The organism is Limosilactobacillus sp., from assembly GCF_022482365.1.
In the GTDB taxonomy this organism is placed as follows: domain Bacteria; phylum Bacillota; class Bacilli; order Lactobacillales; family Lactobacillaceae; genus Limosilactobacillus.
On the sequence record NZ_JAKVPE010000001.1, the window covers coordinates 541,901 to 566,649 of the forward strand.

22 protein-coding genes, 4 tRNA genes and 1 other RNA gene are annotated in these 24,749 nt (G+C 52.1%); 6 read left to right on the forward strand and 21 right to left on the reverse strand.

Annotated elements, in window-relative coordinates; translation table 11 throughout:
• Window positions 1-21: 21 nt before the first annotated feature.
• The 4 genes from LKE23_RS02565 to LKE23_RS02580 form a co-directional block, all read right to left on the reverse strand.
• Window positions 22-96, reverse strand: a tRNA-His gene (locus tag LKE23_RS02565).
• A 30-nt stretch (window positions 97-126) separates the two neighbouring features.
• Window positions 127-199: transfer RNA gene (locus LKE23_RS02570), tRNA-Ala, on the reverse strand.
• A 5-nt stretch (window positions 200-204) separates the two neighbouring features.
• Window positions 205-276, reverse strand: a tRNA-Glu gene (locus tag LKE23_RS02575).
• A 9-nt stretch (window positions 277-285) separates the two neighbouring features.
• Window positions 286-357 (reverse strand) — tRNA-Gly (locus LKE23_RS02580).
• 173 nt (window positions 358-530) lie between these two features.
• Here LKE23_RS02580 and LKE23_RS02585 point away from each other — a divergent pair.
• A complete protein-coding gene (locus LKE23_RS02585; RefSeq protein ID WP_291977946.1) occupies window positions 531-2,105 on the forward strand; it encodes a putative polysaccharide biosynthesis protein in 1,575 nt (524 codons plus the stop codon).
• Window positions 2,106-2,275: 170 nt separating this feature from the next.
• Here the strand turns inward: LKE23_RS02585 and LKE23_RS02590 are convergent, their stop codons facing one another.
• The 9 genes from LKE23_RS02590 to LKE23_RS02630 form a co-directional block, all read right to left on the reverse strand.
• Entirely contained in the window at window positions 2,276-2,659 is a 384-nt protein-coding gene (locus tag LKE23_RS02590; protein WP_291977947.1) for a type II TA system antitoxin MqsA family protein, read from the reverse strand.
• Between the two features lie 178 nt (window positions 2,660-2,837).
• Window positions 2,838-4,211 carry an NAD-dependent succinate-semialdehyde dehydrogenase gene (locus tag LKE23_RS02595; RefSeq protein ID WP_291977948.1) on the reverse strand — a complete coding sequence of 458 codons (1,374 nt, stop codon included), beginning with the start codon at window positions 4,209-4,211 and terminating at the stop codon, window positions 2,838-2,840.
• 214 nt (window positions 4,212-4,425) lie between these two features.
• The gene (locus LKE23_RS02600) at window positions 4,426-5,187 is read right to left on the reverse strand and encodes an acetoin reductase (RefSeq protein WP_291977949.1); all 762 of its coding nucleotides are present in this window, start codon (window positions 5,185-5,187) and stop codon (window positions 4,426-4,428) included.
• Window positions 5,188-5,412: 225 nt separating this feature from the next.
• On the reverse strand, window positions 5,413-6,153 hold the full coding sequence (locus LKE23_RS02605) for a metallophosphoesterase (protein WP_291977950.1): 741 nt from the start codon (window positions 6,151-6,153) through the stop codon (window positions 5,413-5,415).
• Window positions 6,154-6,217: 64 nt separating this feature from the next.
• On the reverse strand, window positions 6,218-8,728 hold the full coding sequence (locus tag LKE23_RS02610; RefSeq protein WP_291977951.1) for an ATP-binding protein: 2,511 nt from the start codon (window positions 8,726-8,728) through the stop codon (window positions 6,218-6,220).
• A complete protein-coding gene (locus tag LKE23_RS02615) occupies window positions 8,728-9,810 on the reverse strand; it encodes a carbamoyl phosphate synthase small subunit (RefSeq protein ID WP_291977952.1) in 1,083 nt (360 codons plus the stop codon). Before LKE23_RS02615 ends, LKE23_RS02610 begins: the two co-directional genes overlap by 1 nt.
• A 65-nt stretch (window positions 9,811-9,875) precedes the next feature.
• Window positions 9,876-10,787, reverse strand: a complete 912-nt coding sequence (locus LKE23_RS02620; protein ID WP_291977953.1) for an RluA family pseudouridine synthase — start codon at window positions 10,785-10,787, stop codon at window positions 9,876-9,878.
• A 1-nt stretch (window position 10,788) separates the two neighbouring features.
• Window positions 10,789-11,229 (reverse strand): signal peptidase II, encoded by a 441-nt coding sequence (gene lspA, locus LKE23_RS02625; protein WP_291978309.1) that lies wholly within the window; start codon window positions 11,227-11,229, stop codon window positions 10,789-10,791.
• Between the two features lie 5 nt (window positions 11,230-11,234).
• Window positions 11,235-11,627, reverse strand: a complete 393-nt coding sequence (locus LKE23_RS02630) for an EbsA family protein (RefSeq protein WP_291977954.1) — start codon at window positions 11,625-11,627, stop codon at window positions 11,235-11,237.
• A 37-nt stretch (window positions 11,628-11,664) separates the two neighbouring features.
• Here LKE23_RS02630 and LKE23_RS02635 point away from each other — a divergent pair, with 37 nt between their 5' ends.
• The 3 genes from LKE23_RS02635 to LKE23_RS02645 all read left to right on the forward strand — a co-directional run bounded on the left by LKE23_RS02635 (window position 11,665) and on the right by LKE23_RS02645 (window position 14,378).
• The gene (locus LKE23_RS02635; RefSeq protein ID WP_291977955.1) at window positions 11,665-12,054 is read left to right on the forward strand and encodes a ribonuclease HI family protein; all 390 of its coding nucleotides are present in this window, start codon (window positions 11,665-11,667) and stop codon (window positions 12,052-12,054) included.
• A 200-nt stretch (window positions 12,055-12,254) separates the two neighbouring features.
• Window positions 12,255-12,863 (forward strand): hypothetical protein, encoded by a 609-nt coding sequence (locus LKE23_RS02640; RefSeq protein ID WP_291977956.1) that lies wholly within the window; start codon window positions 12,255-12,257, stop codon window positions 12,861-12,863.
• Window positions 12,864-13,247: 384 nt separating this feature from the next.
• Window positions 13,248-14,378: an IS30 family transposase gene (locus LKE23_RS02645; protein WP_291976173.1), complete on the forward strand. Its 1,131-nt coding sequence runs from the start codon at window positions 13,248-13,250 to the stop codon at window positions 14,376-14,378.
• Between the two features lie 565 nt (window positions 14,379-14,943).
• Here LKE23_RS02645 and LKE23_RS02650 read toward each other — a convergent pair.
• The 7 genes from LKE23_RS02650 to LKE23_RS02680 all read right to left on the reverse strand — a co-directional run bounded on the left by LKE23_RS02650 (window position 14,944) and on the right by LKE23_RS02680 (window position 20,652).
• The gene (locus LKE23_RS02650) at window positions 14,944-16,077 is read right to left on the reverse strand and encodes a THUMP domain-containing class I SAM-dependent RNA methyltransferase (RefSeq protein WP_291977957.1); all 1,134 of its coding nucleotides are present in this window, start codon (window positions 16,075-16,077) and stop codon (window positions 14,944-14,946) included.
• Window positions 16,078-16,179: 102 nt separating this feature from the next.
• On the reverse strand, window positions 16,180-16,665 hold the full coding sequence (locus tag LKE23_RS02655) for a nitroreductase family protein (RefSeq protein ID WP_291977958.1): 486 nt from the start codon (window positions 16,663-16,665) through the stop codon (window positions 16,180-16,182).
• A 169-nt stretch (window positions 16,666-16,834) separates the two neighbouring features.
• Window positions 16,835-18,019 carry a hypothetical protein gene (locus tag LKE23_RS02660; RefSeq protein ID WP_291977959.1) on the reverse strand — a complete coding sequence of 395 codons (1,185 nt, stop codon included), beginning with the start codon at window positions 18,017-18,019 and terminating at the stop codon, window positions 16,835-16,837.
• Between the two features lie 22 nt (window positions 18,020-18,041).
• Window positions 18,042-19,037: an Lreu_0056 family protein gene (locus tag LKE23_RS02665; protein WP_291977960.1), complete on the reverse strand. Its 996-nt coding sequence runs from the start codon at window positions 19,035-19,037 to the stop codon at window positions 18,042-18,044.
• Window positions 19,038-19,234: 197 nt separating this feature from the next.
• Window positions 19,235-19,608: RNase P RNA component class B (rnpB, locus tag LKE23_RS02670), an RNA gene on the reverse strand.
• A 30-nt stretch (window positions 19,609-19,638) separates the two neighbouring features.
• Window positions 19,639-20,004 (reverse strand): cell division regulator GpsB, encoded by a 366-nt coding sequence (gpsB, locus tag LKE23_RS02675; protein WP_291977961.1) that lies wholly within the window; start codon window positions 20,002-20,004, stop codon window positions 19,639-19,641.
• A 72-nt stretch (window positions 20,005-20,076) separates the two neighbouring features.
• Window positions 20,077-20,652 (reverse strand): DUF1273 domain-containing protein, encoded by a 576-nt coding sequence (locus LKE23_RS02680; protein ID WP_291977962.1) that lies wholly within the window; start codon window positions 20,650-20,652, stop codon window positions 20,077-20,079.
• 85 nt (window positions 20,653-20,737) lie between these two features.
• On the opposite strand from LKE23_RS02680, the gene recU reads away from it, so the two are divergent.
• The gene (gene recU / locus LKE23_RS02685; RefSeq protein WP_291977963.1) at window positions 20,738-21,373 is read left to right on the forward strand and encodes a Holliday junction resolvase RecU; all 636 of its coding nucleotides are present in this window, start codon (window positions 20,738-20,740) and stop codon (window positions 21,371-21,373) included.
• Window positions 21,363-23,612 (forward strand): PBP1A family penicillin-binding protein, encoded by a 2,250-nt coding sequence (locus tag LKE23_RS02690; protein WP_291977964.1) that lies wholly within the window; start codon window positions 21,363-21,365, stop codon window positions 23,610-23,612. Before recU ends, LKE23_RS02690 begins: the two co-directional genes overlap by 11 nt.
• Window positions 23,613-23,805: 193 nt before the next feature.
• On the opposite strand, the gene LKE23_RS02695 is transcribed toward LKE23_RS02690, so the two are convergent.
• Window positions 23,806-24,729 carry a DMT family transporter gene (locus LKE23_RS02695; protein WP_291977965.1) on the reverse strand — a complete coding sequence of 308 codons (924 nt, stop codon included), beginning with the start codon at window positions 24,727-24,729 and terminating at the stop codon, window positions 23,806-23,808.
• Window positions 24,730-24,749: the final 20 nt, after the last annotated feature.

Below are 24,749 nucleotides of genomic sequence, written 5' to 3' on the forward strand. Positions count from 1 at the left end.
TCGCAATTCTCGTCGCACAAGGGCGGTAAGTGGGATTTGAACCCACGCGTGCCGGACCCACAAACCGGTGTGTTAACCAAACTTCACCATTACCGCCAACATATTCAATTAGGCAAATACTGCCAATGGAGAATAACGGAATCGAACCGATGACCTCCTGCTTGCAAAGCAGGTGCTCTCCCAGCTGAGCTAATTCCCCATAAATGACCCGTGCGGGATTTGAACCCACGATACCAGCGTGAAAGGCTGGTGTCTTAACCACTTGACTAACGGGTCATGATGTGAAGCGGAAGACGGGATTCGAACCCGCGACCCCCACCATGGCAAGGTGATGTTCTACCACTGAACTACTTCCGCATGTCGCACATGACAACGTCAATTATAATATCAAGAACCGGCACTAAAGGCAAGTCTTTTTTGCAAAAAAGTTTAGATTTTTAAGTGGCTTGGGGAAATCCGTTCCAGTACCTTGCATCGGCGAGCTAATTCTGCGAGGATAGTCTACGTGACTATTTTTATTGGAGAAAATTATGAACAAAAAAATCTTATCCGGTGCCTTCTGGCTTTCCGCCGGCAGCATCGTCTCCCGAATCCTGGGAGTAATCTACCTCATTCCCTGGCTGATGATGATGGGTTCCAGCCAGCACATCGCCACCGCCCAGGCGCTCTTCAACAGTGCCTACACTCCCTACGCTCTCTTCATCTCACTGGGGACGGCTGGCTTTCCGTCTGCCATCGCACGCCGGGTCGCTTACTACAACGGTCGCGAGGAATATGGAAAAAGTCGGGAGCTCTTTCGTTCCGGCGCCATCCTGATGGGGATCTCGGGGCTGGTCTGCGGGGCCCTGCTCTTCCTCTTGGCACCGCTGATCGCCCGTAACAGCCCAGTGGTTTCTATTCCAGCTGCCACCCGCGCAATCCGCATGGTGTCTCCAGCGCTCGTCCTGATTCCATTAATGAGCGTCATGCGGGGCTGGTTCCAGGGTAACCAGGATCTGAAGCCCTTTGGCGTCTCCCAGGTGATTGAGCAGTTCGTCCGGGTCATCTTCATCCTGGTAGCCAGCTACATTGTCATCTTCACCCTCCACCGGCCCTTTCAGCTGGCGGTCCAGCTGAGTGTCTTCGCCGCCTTCATCGGTGCAATCGCCGGTTTTGCTTACTTGGGCGGCTATTACCGGCGCCATCCCTACTGTACCGACGCACCGGCCGCACCACTGGATCTCGGACGAACCACCCACCTGATGGCCCTGACCTTCTACGAATCGGTTCCCTTTCTCTTCGTCGGTTCCGGGATCACCCTCGTTCAACTGGTCGACCAGATTTTCTACAAGCAGATCATGCGTCAGGCCCACTATTCTGCCAGCGCGATCCAGTACATCTACACGCTCTTCTCGGCTAACCCGGCCAAGATTACAGCGATCGTGATTGCCCTGGCAACTGCTGTTTCCGAAACCAGTCTGCCACTGCTGGCGGCCGAAAAGGATCACCTGGCCAAGGTTCAAAAGCTGATCAGCCAAAACCTGGCCTACCTGCTGCTGGTCCTCTTACCAATCGTCATCATCCTCGCCGCCCTGGCCTACGAGGTCAACCTGGTCTTCTATACCCAGAGCATCCTCGGTGGAAACTACCTGCGTCTCAACCTGACCCAGAGTCTGCTGATGGCTCTAGGCGTCAACGGGCTGACGATTCTGCAGGCCCTGCGCTATAGCAAAAAGGCAATGCTGTACATGGGTCTTGGCCTGGTCACCAAGATTGCCCTCCAGTACCCGCTGGTTATGCTAGCCAACGGGCGGGGCGCCATCATGGCCACCAACATCGCCTACATCGTCATCTGTCTGCTGGCGTACGGTAAAATCGTCCGCCAGTTCAAGGTCGGCTTGACTAAGTACTGGCGGATCATCGCTGTCAACCTGGTCTTCTTGGCGATCGTCGCCCCGCTCTCGCTGCTCGTCAGCCACTTCTACCTGCCGATGGGCAAGGTCAGTGCCTTCATCTTTGCTGCCGTAGCCGGCCTCATCATGCTCGGCATCTACCTGGTCCTGATTGACCTGACCAGTCTGAGCTACCGACACTTTGGCCGTTACTTCATCTTGAAACGTCACTAAGACTAAACGGTGATCACCGAGAAATTCCCGATGATCACCGTTTTCTTATTTTTTGCGGCTCTTAATGTAGAGGCCCAGCGGCCAGGCAAGTGCGCCTATGATTAGTGTTGCCAAGGTTGTCTTCTGATTACGTGCGAGCTTCATTTTGAACCCTCCCCCTTGTGGATTATTTACATCTCGTCCTTTTCACTGTCGGCAATGAATTCTTTCATCATTTGTTTGTCCTTCATCAAGATCTTTAAAAGGCGATTGTTGGCTTTCGTTGGAACAGCCCCCGCTTCATACAGGGCAACAGTCGACGGACTCCAGCCAAGAACATGTGCTAGCTTACGCTGACTGAGGTGCCAACTAGCCCGGAAGTTTTTAATTTCTGCCGGCGAAACGACCTTATAACGCTTTCGAAACTTTTCCAAAGCCATTTGAGCAGCTTGGTCATCGAGCCGTTTATCCGCAATGATTTCATGTGACTGGTCATCAAAACGCGCCGGAGCGGTAATGGTAATTTCGTGGCCACGAATATCGTAAATATTTGTATAGTCCGCAATGTATGACATTTTTAATCATCTTTTCTTTAATAGGTGCCAACGCTGAATTCATCTTCTTTGCTTCCATTTTACCCCATCTTGTTATGAATTCATATCATTGTTACCTCCTCATATATTTAATACGTAAAAAAGCCATCTTTCACTCAACAAGAATGAAAGATGGCCTTCAAAACAAGGATATTTTCAATTAGTCTTCTGGTTCGTAAACCAGGTGTTCGTTAACGAATTCGGTGAAGCCGATCTCGCTCAGCTCACGACCGTATCCGGAGTGCTTAACCCCACCAAATGGCAGTTCCGGCAGCGAGCCCCAGCCGGAGTTGATCCAGGTCATCCCCGATTCAATCTGGCTGGCAACCTGCCGGGCTTGGTGAATGTTTTCGCCGAAGATGGTGTTGCCCAGGCCAAAACTCGAATCGTTGGCCAGGTCGATGGCTTCCTGGACATCATGGTACTTGTAGACGGACATTACTGGCCCAAACATTTCCTGATCAAAAATCGGGTTGTCCTTAGTGATATCGGTCAGGATTGTTGGCATGAAGAACTGTCCTGGCAGGTCAACCGGCTTGTTGCCGTAGTAAACCTTGGCACCGTTCTCGACGGCGGTATCAACCTGCTTTTGAAGCTTCTCCTTGGCCTTCTTGGAATTCATTGGTGCCAGTGTGGTCGTCCGGTCAAGGGGATCACCCATCTTGACGGAACTAAAGACTTCCTTAGCACGCTTCAGGAATTCGTCATAAAGGTTGTCCGGCACGATGAAACGCTTGGATGAGGTGCAGACCTGCCCCGCGTTGTACAGCCGGGCAAAGAAGATCACCTTGGCCAGCTTGTCAATGTCGGCATCAGGCAGGACGATGAAGGCATCATTGCCGCCCAGTTCCATGGTGTTCTTCTTCAGATTCTTGGCTGCCTCCGTGGCGACGGCCTGGCCACCCCGCTCGGAACCGGTCAGGCAGACGCCCTGAACCCGGGGATCGGCGATAATTTGGCCAACCTGGTCATAGCTGATGAAGAGGTTGGTCAGGCTGCCGGTCGGTGCCCCGGCCTCCTTGACCAGGTCGGCGAAGGCCTGGGCCGAGGTTGGACAATTGGAGGCATCCTTTAAGATCATCGGGTTGCCGACCAGAAAGTTCGGGATGAAGACCCGGGCGATCTGGTAGAACGGGAAGTTCCATGGCTCCACCGCCATCAAGATCCCGGTTGCCTGACGCAGAACATAGGCGTTGCCGGATTCCGTGTAAATCGGCTTCGGCGCCAGGAACTGGTCAGCACGCTGAACGTAGTAATCGCAGAAGGAAGCACAGAGCTCGACTTCCCCCTCAGCCTCGCCAATCAGCTTGCCCATATCACGAGTCATGATCTCGGCCAGGGCCGTCTTACGTTCCCGAAGCAGCTGACCGAGCTTTTCGATCACCTGCTTGCGTTCAGCGAGGCCCGAACCGTCCCGCCACTGCTTGTAGAGCTCATGTCCAGCCTGCAGAGCTGCCTCCACCTGCGCGTCCGTGGCGTTCTCGTATTCATGCTCGACTTCGTTTGTATATGGATTAACTGTCTTGTAAGCCATTAATAAAAACCACCTTTCGCTTATACGTCAATTGTAACCGTTCTCATAAATTTCACAAGCAATTTTGCTTGGCGTGCAAAAACGCACAAGTGACATAGGTTAGCATTGCACGGTTGTTTTGTGAAATTTCCTGAACTTGTTCAGAATTCGACAAGCCGCTTTCCTCGTTTAAAAGAAAAAATGGTCCGCCCAAAAGCGAACCACCTAATTGATTCTATTCAAACTGCATCCCGCCGTCACAAAGAATCGTCTGCCCGGTGATGTAATCCGATTTGTCACTGGCTAGGAACTCCACGACCTTGGCAACGTCATCTGGATCGGACAGCTTGTCTAAGGCAATCAGGGATTCATAGTCGCGCATCTTCAGGCCTTGATCCTCCGCAATCTTGCGCATCATCGGCGTGTCAACGATTCCGGGTGCGTAGGCATTAACCGTGATTCCCTGCTTGGCGAGGTCCCGGGCAGCCACCTGGGTTAATCCCCGAACGGCAAACTTGCTGCTGGAATAGAGGAGCTCATTCTTGTTGCCCCGCACACCGGCCTGGGAAGTAGCGTTGATGATCTTGCCGACGACTTCCTTACCCTGCCGCGGCTTCTTTTCAAACTGCTCCAGTGCCGCCTGGATCCCCCACATGTCACCGGCAACGTTGACGTGCATTACGGAATCGAACATCTCTGGGGTCACGTCCTTGATCGGTGTAACCGGGCCCAAGCCGGCATTGTTGACCAGGACGTCAAAACCGCCAAAGTGTTCCGCCGTCTGTTCAACCGCCGAGAACATCTGGTCACGGAAGGCCACGTTGACTTCAATGGCGAGCGACTGCCCACCGGCGTCCCGGATCTCCTTGGCAACCCGCTGGGCATTGTCGCAGCTAAGGTCAGCCACCGAAACCGCAAAGCCAGCCTTTGCCAGCCGCTTAGCGATCGCTTCACCGATTCCTTGACCGGCACCCGTTACCATTGCAACCTTTGTCATATTGATTACTTCCCTTCAGAGAAATAGATAGAATTCTTCAACATGTCCATTATATAGTTGCTCCGGTAAAATGTAAACGCTTTCGGCGATTGGCAAGACAATTTTACTAAATCGCCCCGTCATTTCAAATCCATAATTCGCAAGCAAGCCTGCCACTGAGCGGCAAAATTCGGTCGCTCCCACTCGTCGATCCGTTTGTTGCGCACACCGACCGCCTGGTTGAAATTAGGTAACTCCACCCCGCCTCAACGCCGGGTGCTGACCATGGAGATGACCATAGAAAACGTAACGGACCGCTGAATCCTGTTCGAGCAGCTCGCCGAGTCGATCACTGCCCATCATCGCGTTAATCATCTGGTAAAACCGCTCCCGGCGCGGGGTCGTCACCGCCGCCGGCTTGGGGGCGAGCAACTCGTGCCGCGGTGCAAAGTGGGTCAGGAAAAGGACCCGCTTGTGATCCCGCCGCGCGCGTAAAAGCTGGTCGTGAACCTGGTGGAGCACCATTGCCATTTGCTCCTGGTCATCCCCGGGCAGCTCAATGGCCGAATCCAGCCAGTAAACCTTCTTCCACTGGGCCACCTCCTTGGGCCGGTCGCGGTAGGTCGAAAAGCTATAGTCGTACCAACCGTTGTTCCCGATCATCCGCCAGTCGGTTCTGGCCAGGTCAACAAAACGGTTGTGGAGGTAGGAATGATCCGCCAGCGTTTCGACCAGCCTGTAGGGAGCGTGTTGCAAGAGGTCGTGATTGCCGGCAATGTAATAGACGCTGACCCGGCCCGCCAGCCGGTCGCGCATTTTTTCCATGTAGTGGCGTGTGCGGGCAAAGTCGTTAAAGAGGTCACCGCCATAAAAGTAGTACTGGACCCCCTGCTTTTCTAAGTAACGGGCCTGCATCTCCAGCGCCCAGATTGGATCGATCCGGTTAACGTCCAGGTGGTTGTCGCTGCTCACCGCAATGCGTACCATGATTATTTTCCTCCCTTTTTTATCTAAAAAGCGCCACCTCTAACGGCGACGCTTTTGCTTATATTTAGTAATGCTTGGTTAAAAACTGCATCCGGGCACCGATGATCTTGTTGAAGGCCGGCACCCCGTTGGCGACGTGCAGCGCCTTGAACGGGAAGGTCGCCCGGTAGGTTACCACTCCCGGATCGACGGCCTGCTTAAGGGAATCCATGACCGCCCCAGCCGCCATGTTGCCGGTCAGCAGCTGCGTATAAACTCCCGGCAGGCTGATTTGCAGGACCTTCGACAGGAAGGCAACCTCCGGCAGGGGCAGGGGTTGGATCCCCAGCTGGTGATATTCGTCATCCGTTGCAACAAAGATCACCTGGTAAAGGCCAGGGTGATCCTGCTTCATCACCGTGTCGCTGGCCTCATCGCTGACCTTCTGGAAGAGGTAGTTGGGAACCTCGGCCGGGTAACGCAGTGCCGTTGACTGGTAATTAAGCTGCTCAGGTGACAAAAGATTGGTCATCGTCCCCAGCGGGTAGGCGTAATCGCCGTCGTAGACGTAGTTAAAGGCCACCATCTTCGTCGCCCGGCCGTCCATCCGCGGCAGGCGATCGTCAGGAAGCACAATCAACCGACAGCCCAGGTCGATCTTTGCCAGGTCCGCTAGCAGCTGATCATAGGACGCCGGGACAAACAGCAGCTGGGGCTGTTCGACCTTTAAGAGCTGGACGATGTTTTCCAGGGTCGGCGGCTCAATGTAGCGCTTGTCGCTTAAGTCGTGACAAAGACTGATCGAACTTGGATTGGTGTTAACGATGACGGTGTGATAGCCCTCGCGCCGCAGTTCCTGCATCATCTGGGCCACGAAATAGTCACCGGCGTTGCTCAAGCCCAGGCGCAGGCCACCAGTCCCGACGATCAGGGCACTTGGCTGAGCCGTCTTGGTCCCCTCGTTTTCGTCCTCGAAGGCCGAATAGAAGATGTTGGTGTGTTGGTCGAACTCTCCGGCCGAGGGTTCCACCTCCTTGTACTTGGTGGTCAGGCCATGGTCGACCAGCATTTGATAAATGCGGTGCGGCGTCGTCTTCCACAGGCGGGCAATCAGGAGGTTGCTCAGCCCGTAGCCCTTGGCCTTGAGCAGGACCGGTTCCTTGTTCGGATTTTCGGCGATCTCCCTAATCAGCAAACGCATCTGGTTGATCTGAACAAAGTAATACGGGTCGATCTTGGTCATCTCGGACAGTTCCTCAACGGAATAGCCGCGGTCCATCGCCTCAATCAGGACAAACAGGCGCCCGGCCTCGGGGTGGACTAGCTTAACGATCAACTCATCATCGGTCAGCTTCTTTTGGGCGGCCAGGTGAAAGTCGGTTGGCTCCTGGTAGCGGGATTCGATGGCCTTAAAGAGGGCCTCAATCGTGCTCCGACCAATCCCGAAGACGGTCCCAATCGACTTTTTTTCCGTCCCCAGGACCCGGCTGGCACTTGGAATTGCGCTGAAGCCCCAGACCGGCACCCGGGCGGCAATGTGGTCCATCGCCGGTTCAATCAGGGCCGCGTGGGGGGCGTAGTTTGGCCCCAGGTCGATGTCACGCAGCAGTTTGCCGGCGTACAGCTGGGCCGAAACGTCCGCAATCGGGTAACCGGTCGACTGGGCAACGAAGGAAACGATCCGGTCAAAGTAGGGGCTGTTCTTGATCACGTAAAACTTGCCACTCTCGGGATCGAGGGCAAATTGGACGTGGTTGATCCCCACAATCCGCAGCTTGCGGGTGATCGCAAAGGCCGTGTCCCGCATATCCTGAATTTGCCGATCAAGCAGGGTCTGCGGCGGGTTAAAGGCGATCGAATCACCGGCGTGAATCCCGATCGGGTCCATGTCCTCGACCATCGACAGCATCATCATCGTCCCGGACGAATCCCGCTGGACAACCGCCTCGATTTCCTTAAACCCGGCCAGGCTCTGCTGAACCAGGACTTGCTCCGCGCGGGACTGGCTCAGACAGCTCTGGACGGCCGGGGCCAGTTCACGCTCATCGTGGACAATCCGCCGGGTACTGCTGCTTTTTGGCAGGACCGACCGGATAATCACCGGGTAACCCAGCTTGCGGGCTTCAGTCAGGGCGTCCGGGTAATTGCTGACGGTCACCACGGACTTCATCGGCGCATCCATCTTGTGGAGGGTCCGACTAAGCAGGACCGGGTTGTTGATCTGGCGAATGGTGGCTTCCGGAATACCGAGGAGCTTCAGATCGCATTCCTGGAGAATCCCCTTTTCCAATAGTTCCTGGGTCAGTTCAAAGGCCCGGCGATTTCCCAGAGTCGGTAAGATGGCGTGCGGGTGGTAGTGCTTGATCAGGTCGACGAGGGTCTCGACATTGAGGGGGCCGATGCAGGCGTGGTCAATCACCGACCGATTGTCAAGACTAAAGGAAAACGGATTGTCATCGGCCAGAATCGTCCGAATGCCAAGGCGCTTAAAGGTTAGTGCCATCTGGTAGGTGGCCGCGTCGAGTTCGTCACCATGCTGGACGTCGTTGGCCCCGGGACCAATGATTAAAACTGACTTGATTGCTGAATTAGCCATCAGTGCCGGGCCTCCTTTCGTCTAATCATATCCAAGAATTCATCAAAGAGGCCATCCGTCTCGTCCGGACCCGGCGCCCCGTCCGGGAAGAACTGAACGGAGAAGGCCGGGTACTGGCGGTGACGCAGACCCTGAATGGTGTTATCGATCATGTCGATGTAGGTGATGAAGAGCTTGCTGCGGTCGACCGTCTGCGGATCGATCGCGTAGCCCCCACCCTGGTTGGCGTAAACAATGTGGTCGGTGATGACCTCCTTGAGCGGGTGGTTCATCCCGTGATGCTCGACAGCATACCGTGTCACCTTAGCACCGTTGGCGATCCCAAAAAGCTCGTGACCCAGGCCAATCGCAAACAACGGCACCTTGGTCTGGACGGTCCGGATCATCTCCAGAACCGATTTCTTAATGCTGTTGGGATTGCCGGGGCCGCTCGACAGGACCACCCCGTCCGGGTCCAGGCGAAGAATCTCGTCGGCCGTCGCGTTGTACGGCAAGACCGTGACGTTGCACTTCCGCCGACTCAGTTCCCGCAGGATTCCATTTTTGAGGCCGAAATCGACCACGACGATGCTGAGGCCGATCCCCGGGTTCGGGTAGGGCTTGGGCGTGGCCACCTGGGCAACCTGCTGATTGGTCAGAACGGTGGCGTGCAGCTGGTCAAAGGCGTGGTCGTCCGGAACCGGAACGATGCTGCCTTTGAGTGGCTTGTCGGCGTTGCGAAGCTTATGGATGACCGCCCGGGTGTCGATGTTGGTGATCCCCGGAATGTTCATCTGCTTGAGGTACTGGTCGAGGGTCAGCCGCCGCACGTTGTTAGTCGCCACATTGGAAAGCGAACGCACCACCACGCCCTTAATCGTCGGCACAATTGTCTCATAGTTGTTGCGCTGAATGCCGTAGCTGCCGATGTTGGGTTGGGCAAACACCAGGATCTGATTGTCATAGATCTGGTTGGTGATGATTTCCTGATAGCCGGTCATGCTGGTGTTGAAGACCACCTCACCAAAGGTCACCGCGGGCGCACCAAAGCCCTCCCCGGCAAAGACCGTGCCATCTTCAAATATTAGGTATCGTGCTGTCAATTTTCACTCACCCCTACGTAATACTCACTTCTATTATCCAATTAATTGGGCGAAACTCAAGCAACTTACTGATCGATTTTGTCTAATTTGTCGAGCATTTGCTGAAAATAAGCCGGCAAGGGCGCCGTAAAGGTCAGCTGCTTGCCCGTTCGCGGGTGCTTGAAGCCCAGCAGGCGGGCATGGAGATACTGCCCCTTGCCCGGGAGAGTCTTGCGGGGCCCGTAGAGCGGATCGCCGGCCAATGGATGACCGATGTACTTCATGTGCACCCGGATCTGGTGGGTCCGCCCGGTCTCCAGGCGACAGGACACTAGGGTATAGTGACGGTAACGCTTGAGTACCTTGAAGTGGGTCACCGCATGGCGGCCGTCAGCGACCACCGCCTGCTTCTTCCGATCCTTGGGTGAACGACCCAGCGGCGCATCAATTGTGCCGGCGTCCTCCTTGATCACCCCGTGAACCAGGGCCACGTATTCCCGCTCGTTGGTCTTGGCCTTGAGCTGGGCCGCCAGTGACCGGTGAGCCATGTCGTTTTTGGCCACCATCAATAGGCCCGAGGTGTCCTTGTCGATCCGGTGAACGATGCCCGGCCGAAACTCCCCGTTGATCGTTGAGAGCGGTGAGTGATAAAGGAGCGCGTTGACCAGGGTGTGGTCGGGATGTCCCGGCGCCGGGTGAACCACCATCCCCTGGGGCTTGTTGACCACGATCACGTCGTCGTCCTCATAAACGATGTCCAGGGGAATGTTTTCGGGTTCCAAGTCAATCTTTTGTGGCTGTTCCGGTTCAATCGTCACCCGGTCACCGACAACCAGCTTGTACTTGGGCTTGACCTGCTCGCCATTGACCTTCACGTGCCCGTCCTCAATCCAGCGCTGCAGCTGGGAGCGTGAGAATTGGCTGAGGTGGTGGGCAAGCTGCTTGTCGATCCGCCCCGTCATCGTTGCGTCAACCGTTAATTCTAATGGTTCTTCCAAACTAATCGTCCTCTCGCAAAATTGCTATAATCAAGATGATTACCCCGATCGTCAGGCAGCTGTCCGCGACATTGAAGACCGGGAAGCTGACAAAGAGAGTCTCAAACATGTCAACCACGTAGCCGTGAGCGAGGCGGTCGATGAAGTTTCCCAGGGTCCCAGCGAGAATCAGGGCCAGGCCGATCATCAATGCCCGTTGGTGCCGCCAGCGAACCATCAAGTAGCCGATGATTGCCAGGGCTACAACAGTGATCAGCACGAAGAAGCCCTGCTGGCCGGACAGCATGCTCCAGGCGGCTCCGGTATTGTGAAGGTTGGTCAGGGTCAAAACGCCGGGAAGCACGGTCTTGCTGGCCCCGAGGCTAATCGTTGTAACCACCCAGTGCTTAACCAGCTGGTCAACGACCACTAAAGCGACTGCCAGTAGAAGGCTAATTACAATACTCACTATTCGATCCCCGCTTGCTTCAGATCCAGCTGCAGGCGGCGAATGCCCTTATTTGTGAAGGTAAAGTTGAGGACTTCGCCGTTCACGGTCATCGAGACAGTGTGCTTGGTAAAGCGGGGCTGACGAATGTCCTTGAGGGGGATGGTCAGGTAGTCCTTTTGCAGCAGCCGGCTAAAGACCAGTCGCGTCGGCGTGATCAATACCGTCCGGCGCTTGATCCCGAAAAATGTTAGAATGGCAAAAGCGGCAAAGAAGCTCGCGGAGATCCACTGAAAATGGGTGATCTCCAGCCAAATGATCAGGCCGGCGAGGAACAGCATAAAGGTCCAGCACCAGTCGATGATCGTGCCCGTCAGATCGGGCTGATAGAAATAGCGGGTTTCTTCTTCCATAGAATTGACTCTTCCTTTCAAAGTGAGGTAATTTTTAATGATAAAGCTCTACACGGACGCGGCCAGCAAGGGCAATCCCGGTCCTACCGGTCTAGGCGTCCTGGTAATCGCCAACCACCATCAGTACCAGGTCACCGATACCCTCCAGCTGGCCGACAATCACCACGGGGAATTTGCGGCCGCCCGGCTCGGCTTTTCCTACCTGCTGGAGCACTTTGGCCCCCAGCAAACAGTGCTATTCTACACCGATAGCCGGGTCCTCAGCGATGCGATCGGCAAAAATTATACAAAACATTACCAGGAGGAACTGGCGGCGCTCAACCAGCTCATCGGCCAGTTCACGACGGTCGTGACCCAGTGGATCCCGGACCGGGAAAATCATGGTGCCCACCACCTGGCTAACCAGGCGCTGAAGACGCTCGAATAGCTCCCCTATATAATTAATACGTAATAATTTGATTTTACTATGTTTTAATTTGTGATTCCACGATTGCGGGCGGTTTTTATCGCTTAGTGGGGATAAAAGCTTGGATAGTTTGGTTGATTGCTTTTCATAAAATTTCCGGTCAATGAATCTGTTTTACAGCTTACTAAGCAAATAAATATAAATCATCTAGGAGTAATAAAATGAAAAAACAAATTCTTTCTACACTTGCCATTTCATGTCTATTATCATTAAGTCCAATTGCTTCAATAAGCAGAAGACACAATCTGCTTAAGCCACAAGTGGTTTATGCTAAAATTAATAACACTGAATCCCATCAAAGCATGGTCAATATAGCTAATTCACTAGCTGATAAAAATGATCTTCAATCACGTGAAAATAACCTTATTCAAGCAGCTCAAACTGATGTAAATGATACAGCCACAGCCCGAAATACCGATAATAGTAAGACAACACAAAAAGATCTTAAAAATTATCAGAAACAATCTGGGCAATTAACCAAGATTGCTGTTCAAGCCGATAAAAAGGTAAAAAAAGAAAAGTCCTTACTTAATCCTTCAGATTATAAAAAGCTAAGAAATTACAACAAAGCTCTTGATAGGTACATTAATGATCTTGAAGATTATGCCTCTACACTCGAATCTGAAGGCGCTGTTTCGAGTGATCCAGATGCTTCAAAAGATGATAAAAAAGATGCACAAAATGATATCACCAAGACACAAAACAAATTTAATAGGTCAAAAACTAACTGGCTTAATCAATATTCAGTGATAAATGATACACAGAACTAATTTAGTACGCCCTTTCAAGTATCAGTTGTTAAGGAGTATCTCCTTAAAAGTTTTTCCTAAAGAAAGGACGTTAAATTATGGTAGGAAAAATTAGCTTAAAATAAAGATGGTGATTTAAATGCGAATATCCGACTACTGTCAAATTATTACTGCTCTTGTTGCTAGCTTATCCTTTTTAATCGATGCGTATCTTAGACACAAAGACAATAAATATAAATATGCTAAAGACGTTGCAGTATGGCCCAATAACTCTGAATTATATATAAGTGGTAGATTATAGAATGAAGTTAGCCACCCAGTTGGTGGTAAATAAAAAACGCCATTCGGCGTGACATCAGGTATCATATTAAGTGAACCAAACCTATATGAAAGGATGTCCGTCAAATGACGCACTTAAATGATACCATGTCTACTATTTTATTGACTACTCATAAAAAGAATGCTCATCTTACTAAAGAAGAACGTGTGATGATTGCGACTTTAAAGTCGCAAGGACTTTCCAATCGCGCAATTGGTCGCCAATTAGGAGTTAATCATCAAACAATTAATAACGAGCTCAACCGTGGTACGGTCCGCCAACTTCGTCGTCAAAAATCTAATGGTAAGATTTACGAATATTCTTACTACATCTATAGTTATGAAGCTGGTCAGGCCACATATCTTGAACATCACCGCCATTCTGGTCGTCGTCGCTTATATTATTCTTCAAAGCAATTTTTACGATTAGCTGATCAGCTAATGCTTGGTGAGTTTGACGACCACCATTACTCCCCACAAGCGGTTATTTATAAGGCTCGAGATTTAATGAATGATGGCACCCTGATCCCAAAGTCGGTTGTAACTTTATATCAATGGATTAATGAGGGTGTGCTTCGTACGTCCAATTTAGACCTCTTTGAAAAACCTAAACGTAAGCATCATCAAACTCATCCGCAAGCTAAAAGGTGCTTAGGGCCTAATATTGCTCAACGACCTCAAACTGCGGACCAACGGTCCGAAATTGGCCATTGGGAACTGGATACAGTTCAGGGACAGAAAAACGGTAATGACAGTGTTGTACTAGTAATGACTGATCGCCTTTCACGAGTTAATATCACGAGTAAAATTGCTGGTAAAACTGCGCATGCAGTAAATCAGTTCTTTATAAATTTGCGCCAGAAAATGGGCACAGATGCTTACTATCGCATTTTTAAGACAATAACCTCTGACAACGGTTCAGAATTTAGTGAGTTAACACAAGTTCACGATCATGTTTTCTATGCTGATCCGTATTCCCCTTGGGAACGTGGATCCAATGAGATCAATAACCGGTTTCTCCGCAAGGAGATTACCAAAGGTGAAGCTATAAATAACTATAGTAGTGCTCAGATCATAGCGACTAATGATTGGATGAATCACTATCCACGAGCTATGTTTAATGGACATTCGTCAATGGATATCTATCGTAAGGCCTTCTACCAAGAGATATCACAGCTCCATCAACCAATAATCAATTGGTCAGTATTATTTATTTGAGTCCAGTGGCTAACTTATTCTTGAAATTTAGGATTATATATAAGTAATCAAACAGATACTGTTTTATATAACGTTTTTGTTTTTGTAGATTTAAATACCGCAAACTATTCTTTGATTGATCACTTAAACAACATTGATACCTCATTGGCAACTACTTTTTACTTTGAAATTTTTCCAGCCAAAAAAATTAAACATGTTAAATATGATTCAAATGCTTCTTCTGGTGGACATCATTTGATTCCAGCAATCTTATTTACAGATACCAATGGCAACTATTGGTATAGAGACCCTTCTGGAAAATTACATAATCTATGCTATTCTTATACTGATGAACTAGTTAAAAGAGGTTATGTTTTAGGTCACGTAGAAATATAGAAGAAAATAAAAATGGCCGCCATAGACTGGCAACCACGCGAGAAGTATATCTACACGTCACATAACAAGCTCGAAAAAAGTACGATAACTTGCTAAATAAATTGTAATTTTCCCCTTTTGTGCCCCTTTTAGGTTTCACAAGGGGCTTTTTATTACCTGCTATGCCTATGTTTACACCACCTTTTAACAATCAGCGGGACTTTTTGCCCCAGAATTGGAAGAGGTCCGTCCGCAAGGCACCATTGTAAAGCTTGCGCCGCTTAGTTGCCTGAGCGCCGTAGTACTTCTCAAACTCCATGTCGGCGGTCAAAATGTACTTGCTCCAGGTCGTCAGTGGCCGGTAGAGCTCGCCCATCTGCCGGTAAAGCTCATGGACGGCGGCGTGGTCGCTCAGCCGCTCCCCGTACGGTGGATTGGCGACAATGACTCCATTGATCTTGTCGGTATGCCAGTCCTTGACCGCTAACTGTTTAAAGGTGATGTCGTGGGTCAGGCCCGCCGCCCGGCAGTTCTCCTCGGCAATGTCGATCATGTTCTGGTCGATATCATAGCCGTGGATATCCAGCTCGACGTCGTAGTCGGCCTGGGCATCGGCCTCGTCGCGAACCTCATCGGAAAGGCCATCCGGCGTCAAATTGACCCACTGCTCACAGATAAAGGAGCGGTTGATTCCCGGCGCAATGTTGTGGCCGTACAGGGCCGCCTCAATCGGGATCGTTCCAGAACCACAGACCGGGTCCATGAAGGGATTGTCCGGGAACCAGTGCGCCAGCATGACCAAGGCCGCGGCCATGTTTTCCTTCAGTGGTGCGCCACCCTTGTTTTTACGGTAGCCCCGCTTGAAGAGCCCCTCACCGGTCGTATCCAGCGTCAGCAGGACGTGATCCTTGTTGATGGCCACCTCCAGCGGGTAGAGCGCCCCCGTTTCCGGCAGGCGCGTCCGCCGGTGGTAGACCCGGCTGAGCCGCTGAACGATTGCCTTCTTGACGATTGCCTGCACGCTCGGCGTATTATGCAGCTGGGAGTGGTGGCTCTTCCCCTCCACCGGGAAGCAGGCGTCCACCGGCAGATAGTCCTCCCAGGGCAGCTCATTGGTCTGATCGAAGAGATCTTCAAAGGTTCGGGCATCGAACTCACCGACGATGATCTTGACCCGGTCGGCCGTCCGCAGCCAGAGGTTCGTCTTCAGGATGTCCTTCATGTCCCCCTGATAACGCACCCGGCCGTTTTCTACTTGGGTTTCGTAGCCCAGGCGCCGTAGCTCCTTGCCGACCAGGGCCTCGATCCCCGCCGCCGCGGTCGCCATCAAATGATACTTTTGCAAAACGTTGCACTCCTTCGCTTGATTAAAATTGCTACCTGTATTCTACCATAAGAAAGAACGCCCACCAGCCATTTTCAGAGCTGATGGGCATTTTCGTTGGGTTTACTTGATCTGAACACGGTAGCGATCCGTTCGTGGCTCCGGGGCCGGCTGCTCGGCCACCTTGCCAACGGGAACGATCGTCGTAACCTCAAAGCCGGCGGGAACTCCCAACGACTGAAGAACCCCTGGATAGTTGTTGAGCTTGATTGCGCCGCCCATGACGTAAACAGAACCCAGGCCGAGTTCCGTTGCCTGGATCATGACGTTTTCGGCACCAACGGAGGCGTCCCGCTCACCAAACGGGCTGCCCTTCTTCGTCAAAATCACAAACAACAACGGTGCCCCGTAGCAGGCATCCCTGGTAGCATCCTCGACCTGTTGGCAAAGCTGGGCATCGGTGACCACGACGGCCTGCATAACATCCGCCTGGTGCATCCCACATGGGGCGCTCTGGAAGGCGTCGACCAGCTTTTGAACCGTCTCAGTGCTCAGCCCCGCCGTGAGAAACTTGCGAACCGATTGTCGTTTTGTAATTGCATTAACCATAAATGTGGACTTCCCTTCTAAGTATCCGTCAACGGCATTACACTTTCATTATAAGCGTTTTCATAGCAAATTGGTGACAAATTATTTTGTAATATCGTCGGCCACAATGGCTAAAACCCCAAAAAGCGGTTGCCGATCAAGCAACCGCCTCTACAAATAATATTAAATTTTATAGGCAGTGACCATTGGCATCAAAATAGTATTCCCGGTCGTTACCATTCCACGGTGCATAGTACCAACCGTTCGAAACCATGTCTCCGCTGCCATCAAAGTAATACCAGGAGCCATTAATCCACAGCCATTCGTCTTTTGCCCGGGTACCATCTGCCTTAGAATAGGACCAAGTATAAGGAATTGACGCTGCTTGACCATTCCATACTGAGTGCCAGCAGTTCGTTTCGTAGTGGCCGTTGGCGTCAAAATAGTATTCATTGTCCTGACCATACCACGGTGCACTCCACCAACCGTTCGAAACCATGTCCCCACTGCCATCAAAGTAGTACCACGAGCCATTGATCCACAGCCATTCGTCTTTTGCCCGGGTACCATCTGCCTTGGAATAGGACCAAGTATACGGAATTGATGCTGCCTGACCATTCCACACCGAGTGCCAGCAGTTCGTTTCGTAGTGGCCGTTGGCATCAAAATAATATTCATTGTCCTGACCATACCACGGTGCACTCCACCAGCCGTTCGAAACCATATCGCCACTGCCATCAAAGTAATACCACGAGCCATTGATCCACAGCCATTCGTCTTTTGCCCGGGTGCCGTCCGCCTTGGAATAGGACCAAGTATACGGGATTGACGCTGACTGACCGTTCCACACCGAGTGCCAGCAGTTCGTTTCGTAGTGGCCGTTGGCGTCAAAATAGTATTCATCGTCCTGACCATGCCACGGTGCACTCCACCAACCATTCGAAACCATGTCGCCACTGCCATCAAAGTAGTACCACGAACCATTGTCTTGCAGCCATTCACTGTTGGCCTTGGTGCCATCACTCTTTACATAGGTCCAGGTATATGGGATCTCCGCATCCTGTCCATTCCAGGTTGAGTGCCAACCATACGAATAATCGCTTGCCTTTGCCTGGCTTGTCGTTACGGCAATCTGCTGATCACTGCTGGTTTGTTGCTCCTCGTTTACCGCATTAACTTGCTGTCCAGCATTATCAGTTGTTGAAGCAACTGTTTCCTGACTCGTTTCCCCCTGGCTTGAATCATTGTTTGCAACTAGATTAGTTGCGGTAGTCGTACTTGAATTGGTCGTGCTGTCGGCATTTGCGCCGCCAATCCCCAAGGTCAACCCCAGTAGAGCAGCAGTTGAAAATAGCAAAAGCTTTTTTGTCTTCAATTTGAATTTCCTCCTCCATGAATTAATGATTTGCTACGTCCGAAATTGGCTTTAACTCATTGACATAGCCGTTAACCTCATCCTTTTGTGACTGATTAGTATAGTAGTCCCTGATTAAGCCGGAGACCGTAACATGTTTGGTAACCATCGAGGCATCAGCAACTGACTGGTTCCCCTTAGGGACGACTTGTTTAATCGTCACATCATTACCCGAACGTTTGAAGTAGACATAGCTGGTTGGATCACCGTATGCAGTAATATAGTCATAGCCTTCTGGGCCGACCTGCATATCCTGCTGCGTCCCATAGTACATACCATCGTCAACAAATTCCTTGAACCAGTCAGGGGATTGGTATAAAGCCACCAATACCCCTAACTGCTGTGGCGATAGGTCCTGACTATTCTTAGCCGTTGATTCGGATGAGGAGTTCTGTCCCCGCAAATCAACTACCTTCATCCCCTTGGCGACGTTTAGTACCCGATCAACTCCGCCGTGCGATTTAGCATAGTCAACCATCTCAGCTGAGGTAACGCCGTTGGTACTAATCCCGGCATCGGCATCTTCGTAGTAAACCTTATCGCCAGCAATCGTATAATAGGTCGAGTCGAAATGCTTACCATCATTGCCGTGGTTGTTCTGCAGCTTAACGGAGTACAGCAGTTGCGCTCCGTCAGGGTAACTCTTGTAAAGTGGACCCACTCCCTTAGGAACACTATCCTTGTCATAAATCTTCACCGTGGCTGTTTGCCCTGCCAACTTCATATCTGCCGAATAATCATGCTTAGACGCGCCAGGCATCTGGGCATTGCGGTAGTACATCACTAATGCCGCGTTCTGCTGCGGCGTCAGGTGGTCCGCATCCAGCGAGGCAGAATCAGTCCTGCTCGAGGATGACGACTGGGTCTTACTTACAGCCGAAGATGAAGACGTAGCTGCCGTCTTGTGGCTGTTCTGACCGCACCCGGAAAGTGTAAGCACCGCCATTGATAAGCAAACTGCCAGTGTTAGCTTTTTCATCTATTTTCCTCCCAATTAACACTAATGATATTCTTGTTAATCATTTTCAGTATACTCGTCTTCTAGTGAATCATTACGAGGCAGAGCTAAACTTTCAACATTTCCCCTGCTTTCGCTGAAAAACGAGCAAAGCTTTTCAGCAAAAGGAAAAATTTAAAAATAAAAAAGCCCGGCGAACCGGGCACCTGATTGCAAGCATCTGTAGGCCATGTTTTGTCGTAGAACAGTCACCAGGCAATGGCTGTCCCGAGGTAATCATCTATCTCAGAGCAAATGCTCTCCCCTGGAATCGCTTCAATTCGCTATCCAAAGCTCCCCTACCGTAGTTTGGGTTTACCGCTTGAGGGGTTTACCGCGTTCCACCAACTCAGTTTCCCAAGTTGTATCGTCACTGTGGCACTTTTCAGGAATACTCGGGCATTGCCGAAGCATTAGCCGTTTTTTCCGCCGTCACCGAAGAATCGGTGCCCCGCCTTATTTTTTCAGCGAGCACAAACACTACGGGCATCGCAGCCCGTGCGAGCATGGACCTTCCTAACACAACAAAAGCTGTGCTCAATTACCCAAAGCTTGCAAAATATCCAATTTTAAAAGACGCATTCTAAAGCAGGTGCGAATCGTCCTGGCCCTCGTTCCCGTTAATTTGGGAACCAAAGACCCGCCGTTCCAGGTTGGACAAACGCTTCAAAATATCCATGTTCGTCGCGTTGGAAACCGGCTGTTGGTTGTTAACGTGAGCGTTCATTGTTGAGCCCACTTCAACCTGGCGATTCAGTTCGTCAACCTTAGCCCGCAGGCGTTCGTTCTCACTGTTGAGACGGTTAACTTCCTTGTTGAAAGTGTCATAGTCCTTGATAACATCATCAAGGAAGGCATCGACATCGGCCTCATCGTAGCCCTTGCCAATGTTCTTTTCCTTAAATTGCTTATGCAAAATGTCTTGCGGAGTAAACTTTATGCTATCCAACTTAAACACCTCAATTGTTTAGTACGCGTGATACATAAACTACTATATCAGACTCTCCAGCGATTTCAAGGGTCAATTTTGATTTTGCCGTTCGCGCTCCGCCTCGCTCCACTCCACGGCAGCCTCCTGGAGCTCGTCGAAGTCAACCAGGGAGAGCGGGTAGTCGTGTTCCTCCTCGAATTGCTGGGCCCGGCGATAGTCGTACTTCGGCTTGCCCTCGTATTCGGGATCGTAAAGCATCAGCATCCGGTCGGTGTGGGTTAGCATGAACTGCTGGTAGGTCCGCAGCTGCTGGGGTGACTGGTAGGGGTGGTCGGTCACCGGTGCCGTAAAGTCAACCTTGTTCTTGATCACCGCCAGCTTTTCCTGGTTGGCCTCGTTCCAGCGCTGGGCAAAGTCGGTGTACGGTTCCATTAGGGCGAGCTTGAGCTGCGGGTAGTCGTGTTGCAATTCCAGGCCGCACTCCAGCCCCCAGCGTTCGGTCCCCATCTGCGGTCCCGTGATCAGCCAGTACTCGTCCGCAGCGGTCTCCAGCTCCCCTCGCAGGCGTTCGGTCAGCACTTTTTTGATCACCTTTACCTTCGGGTCGTCGTCTTTGAACACGTTCAATTCATAACTGCGGTAGCCCGTCAGCCACAAGCGGCGCATCTTCCCCACCTCCGTAACAATTCTGTATCATTATCGTCCCCAGATATCTGGTATAATATAAGGCTAGTTAGGAGAGTGATTTTTCATGACGATTCACTATCCCAATGGTCAACATCCCATGCAATCATACCATGTGAACCATGATTTGCCGACCCCCCACCAGTCGATCTACGCCAAGCGGGGGATGTCGCTTGAGGATGAAATCAACCACAGCAATCAGTACTATCTGGCCAACCACATCGCGGTGATTCACAAGAAGCCCACCCCGATCCAGCTGGTCAAGGTCGACTACCCGAAGCGCAGCGCCGCGGTGATCCGCGAGGCCTACTTCCGGCGACCGTCGACGACTGATTACAACGGAATCTACAAGGGGCACTACATCGATTTTGATGCCAAGGAAACGCGCAACCGCCGTTCCTTCCCCTTGAAGAACTTTCATCCCCACCAGATCAATCACATGCGGGAATGTGTTAACCAGGGTGGGATTTGCTTTGCCTTCATTAAATTTACCGAGCTCGATCTCGTTTACCTGCTGCCCGCAACAATTTTATTCCATTATTGGGATCAGCAGGAACAAGGCGGTCGCAAATCAATCCGGTTGACCGATATTCAGCAAGCAGGCTTTCAGATTGAATACCGGCTCAACCCCCGCCTACCATATTTAGAGGCAGTCGACCAGATCATCGCTGCCAAGCGCAAAGGAGTTTATCATGGACAATAATGATCAACCGACTCGCAGCTCCCGCCATGAGCAGGACTACGACGAACAACCGGAGAGGGGCAGTCTCGTCAAACGGATCCTCCTGTGGATTCTTGGCCTCATTGTTCTATTATTCATTGCGGGAACGGCCCTCTTCTTCTACTACGCCTCCAGTGCTCCAACCATCAGTCGTAATGAATTGGCCGGCCAGAACACGACCACCATTTATGATGACCAAAACCGGGTTATTTCACGCCTGGGGACGCAGAAGCGCGAGTATGCCAAGGACAGTGAGATTCCGACGACCTTAAAGCACGCCGTTGTCTCAATCGAAGACCGGCGCTTCTACAAGCACCACGGGGTCGACCCGATTCGGATCGTCGGAGCGGCCACTTCGAACATCTTTGGCCGCTCTTCGGGGATGCAGGGTGGTTCGACCCTGACCCAGCAGCTGGTGAAGCTGTCGGTCTTCTCGACCGCGGCTTCGGACCGGACCTTCAAGCGCAAGGCCCAAGAAGCCTGGCTGGCGATTAACGTCGAACGCCACTTCTCCAAGAATCAAATTCTTGACTTCTACATTAATAAGGTCTACATGGGTAATGGGGTCTACGGAATGAAGACGGCGGCCCAGTATTACTACGGCAAGGACCTGGACGAACTGAGTCTCTCACAGATGGCCCTGCTCGCCGGGATGCCGCAGTCGCCGTCCTACTACAACCCACTCGCCGACAACACCAAGTACGCCACCCAGCGGCGCAACGAGGTGCTCAACGCGATGGTTCGCAGCAAGTACATTTCCCAGTCCCAGGCTAACCAGGCCGCCAGCGAAAGCATCACGGAGGGCCTCGATCCCGACCACGGGAACACGTCGAACAACGGTACCGGAGTCAAGGAAAAGGTTATCGATGCCTACGTCAAGCAGGTCCTGGCAGTCCTGGAGGCGAAGGGCTACAATCCATACACCGATGGGTTGAAGGTCCACACCAACCTGGACCTGGACGCCCAAAAGCACCTTTACAACGCGGCAAACAATACCGTCGCCTTCCAGAGCAATAAGATGCAGACCGGGGTCGCCGTTACCGACCCGCACAACGGTCAAATTGTTGCCATGTTAGGGGGCCGGCACACCGGCAACGTCATCTATGGTCTGAACCGGGCCGTCCAGACCAACCGGAGTTCCGGTTCGACGGCCAAGCCACTGATGGACTATGGTCCGGCCATCGAATACCTGCAATGGCCAACCTTCAAGAAGGTTTCCGATACCAAGTTCGTTTACCCTGGTACCAACAAGGTCTTAAAGGACTTCGATAACCAGTACAAGGGTTCGATGACGATGCGTGAAGCCCTCGTCCAATCCCGGAACGTTCCGGCCATCCGGACGCTGCAGCGGGTCGGCATTAAGCGGGCCACCGACTTCTTGAGCGGCCTTGGTATTTCGCAAAAACAGCCGTACACCCTGCAAAACGGGATTGCCCTCTACATCTCACCGCTCCAGGTTTCGGCTGCCTACGCGGCCTTTGCTAACGGTGGGACCTACTACAAGCCGTACTACATCAGTTCCATCACGACTCAGGACGGCAACACCAAGCAATTCAGCCCTCACGGCAAGCGGGCGATGACCAAGGCAACGGCCTACATGATCACCGACATGCTCAAGGGCGTCTTCAACAGCTCGGAACAAGGTAGTGCCACGGAGGCTAAGCTCGACGGTGTCTACCAGGCCGGAAAGACCGGGACAACCAACTACCCATCTGGCTCTAGCCAGTCCGGTTCGATGGATTCCTGGATGGCCGGCTATACCAAGAACTACTCAATCGCCGTTTGGACCGGGTACGACCACCCAATGCAGGAAAGTGGGATCACCGATCAGTACACCAAGTCTGCAATCTTGCTCTACCGGGATCTGATGGAATACCTCGATGGGCAGAACCACGCCTCCAACTGGTCGATGCCAAGTACGGTCGAGGCCGTTAAGGTTAGCGGCAAACGGCAGCTAGTGATCAAGGATTCCAAGTGGGCCCTGGAATATTCAGCCTATGACGATGATGATGACGATAGTGATTCCAGTTCGCTCTTCTCTTCCTCTAGTTCCGAAAAGAAGAGCTCTGATTCCAGCTCGAGTTCTAGTTCCAGCAGTACCGAAAGCCACAGCAGCTCGGCAAGCAGTGCTTCTTCATCCGCACCCGCAGCCAGCTCGGCTAGTGCTTCCTCGGCAACAACTACCGCGCCAACGGAAAACACCGGCAATGGCAATCAATAAGCTTTAACGTAGGAAACCCTCCGCTGCAATTTGTGGCGGAGGGTTTTTAGATTGCTTATAGTAAGCCGCAGATGACAAAACACAAAAACTCTCCCATGGGTCAGGCATGAGACTTGGAATCGTCCCTGCATTAACTCATGGGAGAGTTTACTTTTTTAATCAACTTTTGGATCCGTCAATATCAGTGCTGGTCTTAAATTCCCTTTAATTTCCGCCGACGGCCTTCTTGCAGGATGTAGATGGCCAGAATGACCAGGATGATCCCGAGAATTTCAACCCAGTTGAGGACCAGGTGGAAGAAGATCACGCTTAAAATGGCGGTTACAATCGGCTGCAGGGCGTCCATGATGCTGACCACGTCGGACGGTGCAAACTTGGTGGCTTCCATCAAGAGGCCAAAGGGCAGGATCGTCCCGAACAGGACCACCGTCCCGACCGAGGCCACGAGGGTCGTCGAGATCTGCGGCGGGTTGACCCAGAATGGCCGGTAAAGGTTGAAGAGGATTCCGGCGATCATCGTCCCCCAGCCCAGGACAACGATTGGCGGGTTCTTTTCCGCCGCCCGCTGTGGCAGAACCACGTACAGGGCCGCCGTGATTCCGGAACCGATCCCCCACAAAAGGGAGTCGAACGGAATCGCCAGCCGGGTGATGTTGCCCCGGGTGATGCTCAGCACGACCCCAATCAGGGCCACCACGAAGGCGATGATGTCACTCCGGAATGGCCGCCGGTGGAGGAAAATCACCCCACCCAAGACAATGAAGAGTGGCGACAGGTACTGCAGAATCGTGGCGGCCGAGGCATTCCCCCGCTGAATGGCGTAGTAGAAGGTCAACAGGTTCGCCATCAGACCGAAGATGGCGTAGGTCACCACGGAAATGGCGGAGCCGCGTTCCTTAAAGACGTTGAAGATTCGCTTCCCGTAAACGAAGCTGCTGATCACCAGCAGGATAACCCCGGTGACCAGGGTCCGGGTCGAAAGCATCCAGGTGGCTGGAATTGCCAGGTTCTGCGAAATCAGCTGCAACACCGTTCCCGAGATTCCCCACATGGTGGAGGCCAGGGCCGCGATCGCGATCCCCTTCATAACGTGGTGTGACGACGAAGACTTATCCATTACATACTCATCCCTTCTGA

What these genes read in the sequence shown, in the direction of transcription:
- LKE23_RS02585 (WP_291977946.1), top strand. Translation starts at nt 531, where the DNA reads ATGAACAAAAAAATCTTATCCGGTGCCTTCTGGCTTTCCGCCGGCAGC.
- LKE23_RS02590 (WP_291977947.1), bottom strand. Translation starts at nt 2,659, where the DNA reads ATGTCATACATTGCGGACTATACAAATATTTACGATATTCGTGGCCAC.
- LKE23_RS02595 (WP_291977948.1), bottom strand. Translation starts at nt 4,211, where the DNA reads ATGGCTTACAAGACAGTTAATCCATATACAAACGAAGTCGAGCATGAA.
- LKE23_RS02600 (WP_291977949.1), bottom strand. Translation starts at nt 5,187, where the DNA reads ATGACAAAGGTTGCAATGGTAACGGGTGCCGGTCAAGGAATCGGTGAA.
- LKE23_RS02605 (WP_291977950.1), bottom strand. Translation starts at nt 6,153, where the DNA reads ATGGTACGCATTGCGGTGAGCAGCGACAACCACCTGGACGTTAACCGG.
- LKE23_RS02610 (WP_291977951.1), bottom strand. Translation starts at nt 8,728, where the DNA reads ATGGCTAATTCAGCAATCAAGTCAGTTTTAATCATTGGTCCCGGGGCC.
- LKE23_RS02630 (WP_291977954.1), bottom strand. Translation starts at nt 11,627, where the DNA reads ATGGAAGAAGAAACCCGCTATTTCTATCAGCCCGATCTGACGGGCACG.
- LKE23_RS02635 (WP_291977955.1), top strand. Translation starts at nt 11,665, where the DNA reads ATGATAAAGCTCTACACGGACGCGGCCAGCAAGGGCAATCCCGGTCCT.
- LKE23_RS02640 (WP_291977956.1), top strand. Translation starts at nt 12,255, where the DNA reads ATGAAAAAACAAATTCTTTCTACACTTGCCATTTCATGTCTATTATCA.
- LKE23_RS02645 (WP_291976173.1), top strand. Translation starts at nt 13,248, where the DNA reads ATGACGCACTTAAATGATACCATGTCTACTATTTTATTGACTACTCAT.
- LKE23_RS02655 (WP_291977958.1), bottom strand. Translation starts at nt 16,665, where the DNA reads ATGGTTAATGCAATTACAAAACGACAATCGGTTCGCAAGTTTCTCACG.
- LKE23_RS02665 (WP_291977960.1), bottom strand. Translation starts at nt 19,037, where the DNA reads ATGAAAAAGCTAACACTGGCAGTTTGCTTATCAATGGCGGTGCTTACA.
- LKE23_RS02680 (WP_291977962.1), bottom strand. Translation starts at nt 20,652, where the DNA reads ATGCGCCGCTTGTGGCTGACGGGCTACCGCAGTTATGAATTGAACGTG.
- recU (WP_291977963.1), top strand. Translation starts at nt 20,738, where the DNA reads ATGACGATTCACTATCCCAATGGTCAACATCCCATGCAATCATACCAT.
- LKE23_RS02690 (WP_291977964.1), top strand. Translation starts at nt 21,363, where the DNA reads ATGGACAATAATGATCAACCGACTCGCAGCTCCCGCCATGAGCAGGAC.
- LKE23_RS02695 (WP_291977965.1), bottom strand. Translation starts at nt 24,729, where the DNA reads ATGGATAAGTCTTCGTCGTCACACCACGTTATGAAGGGGATCGCGATC.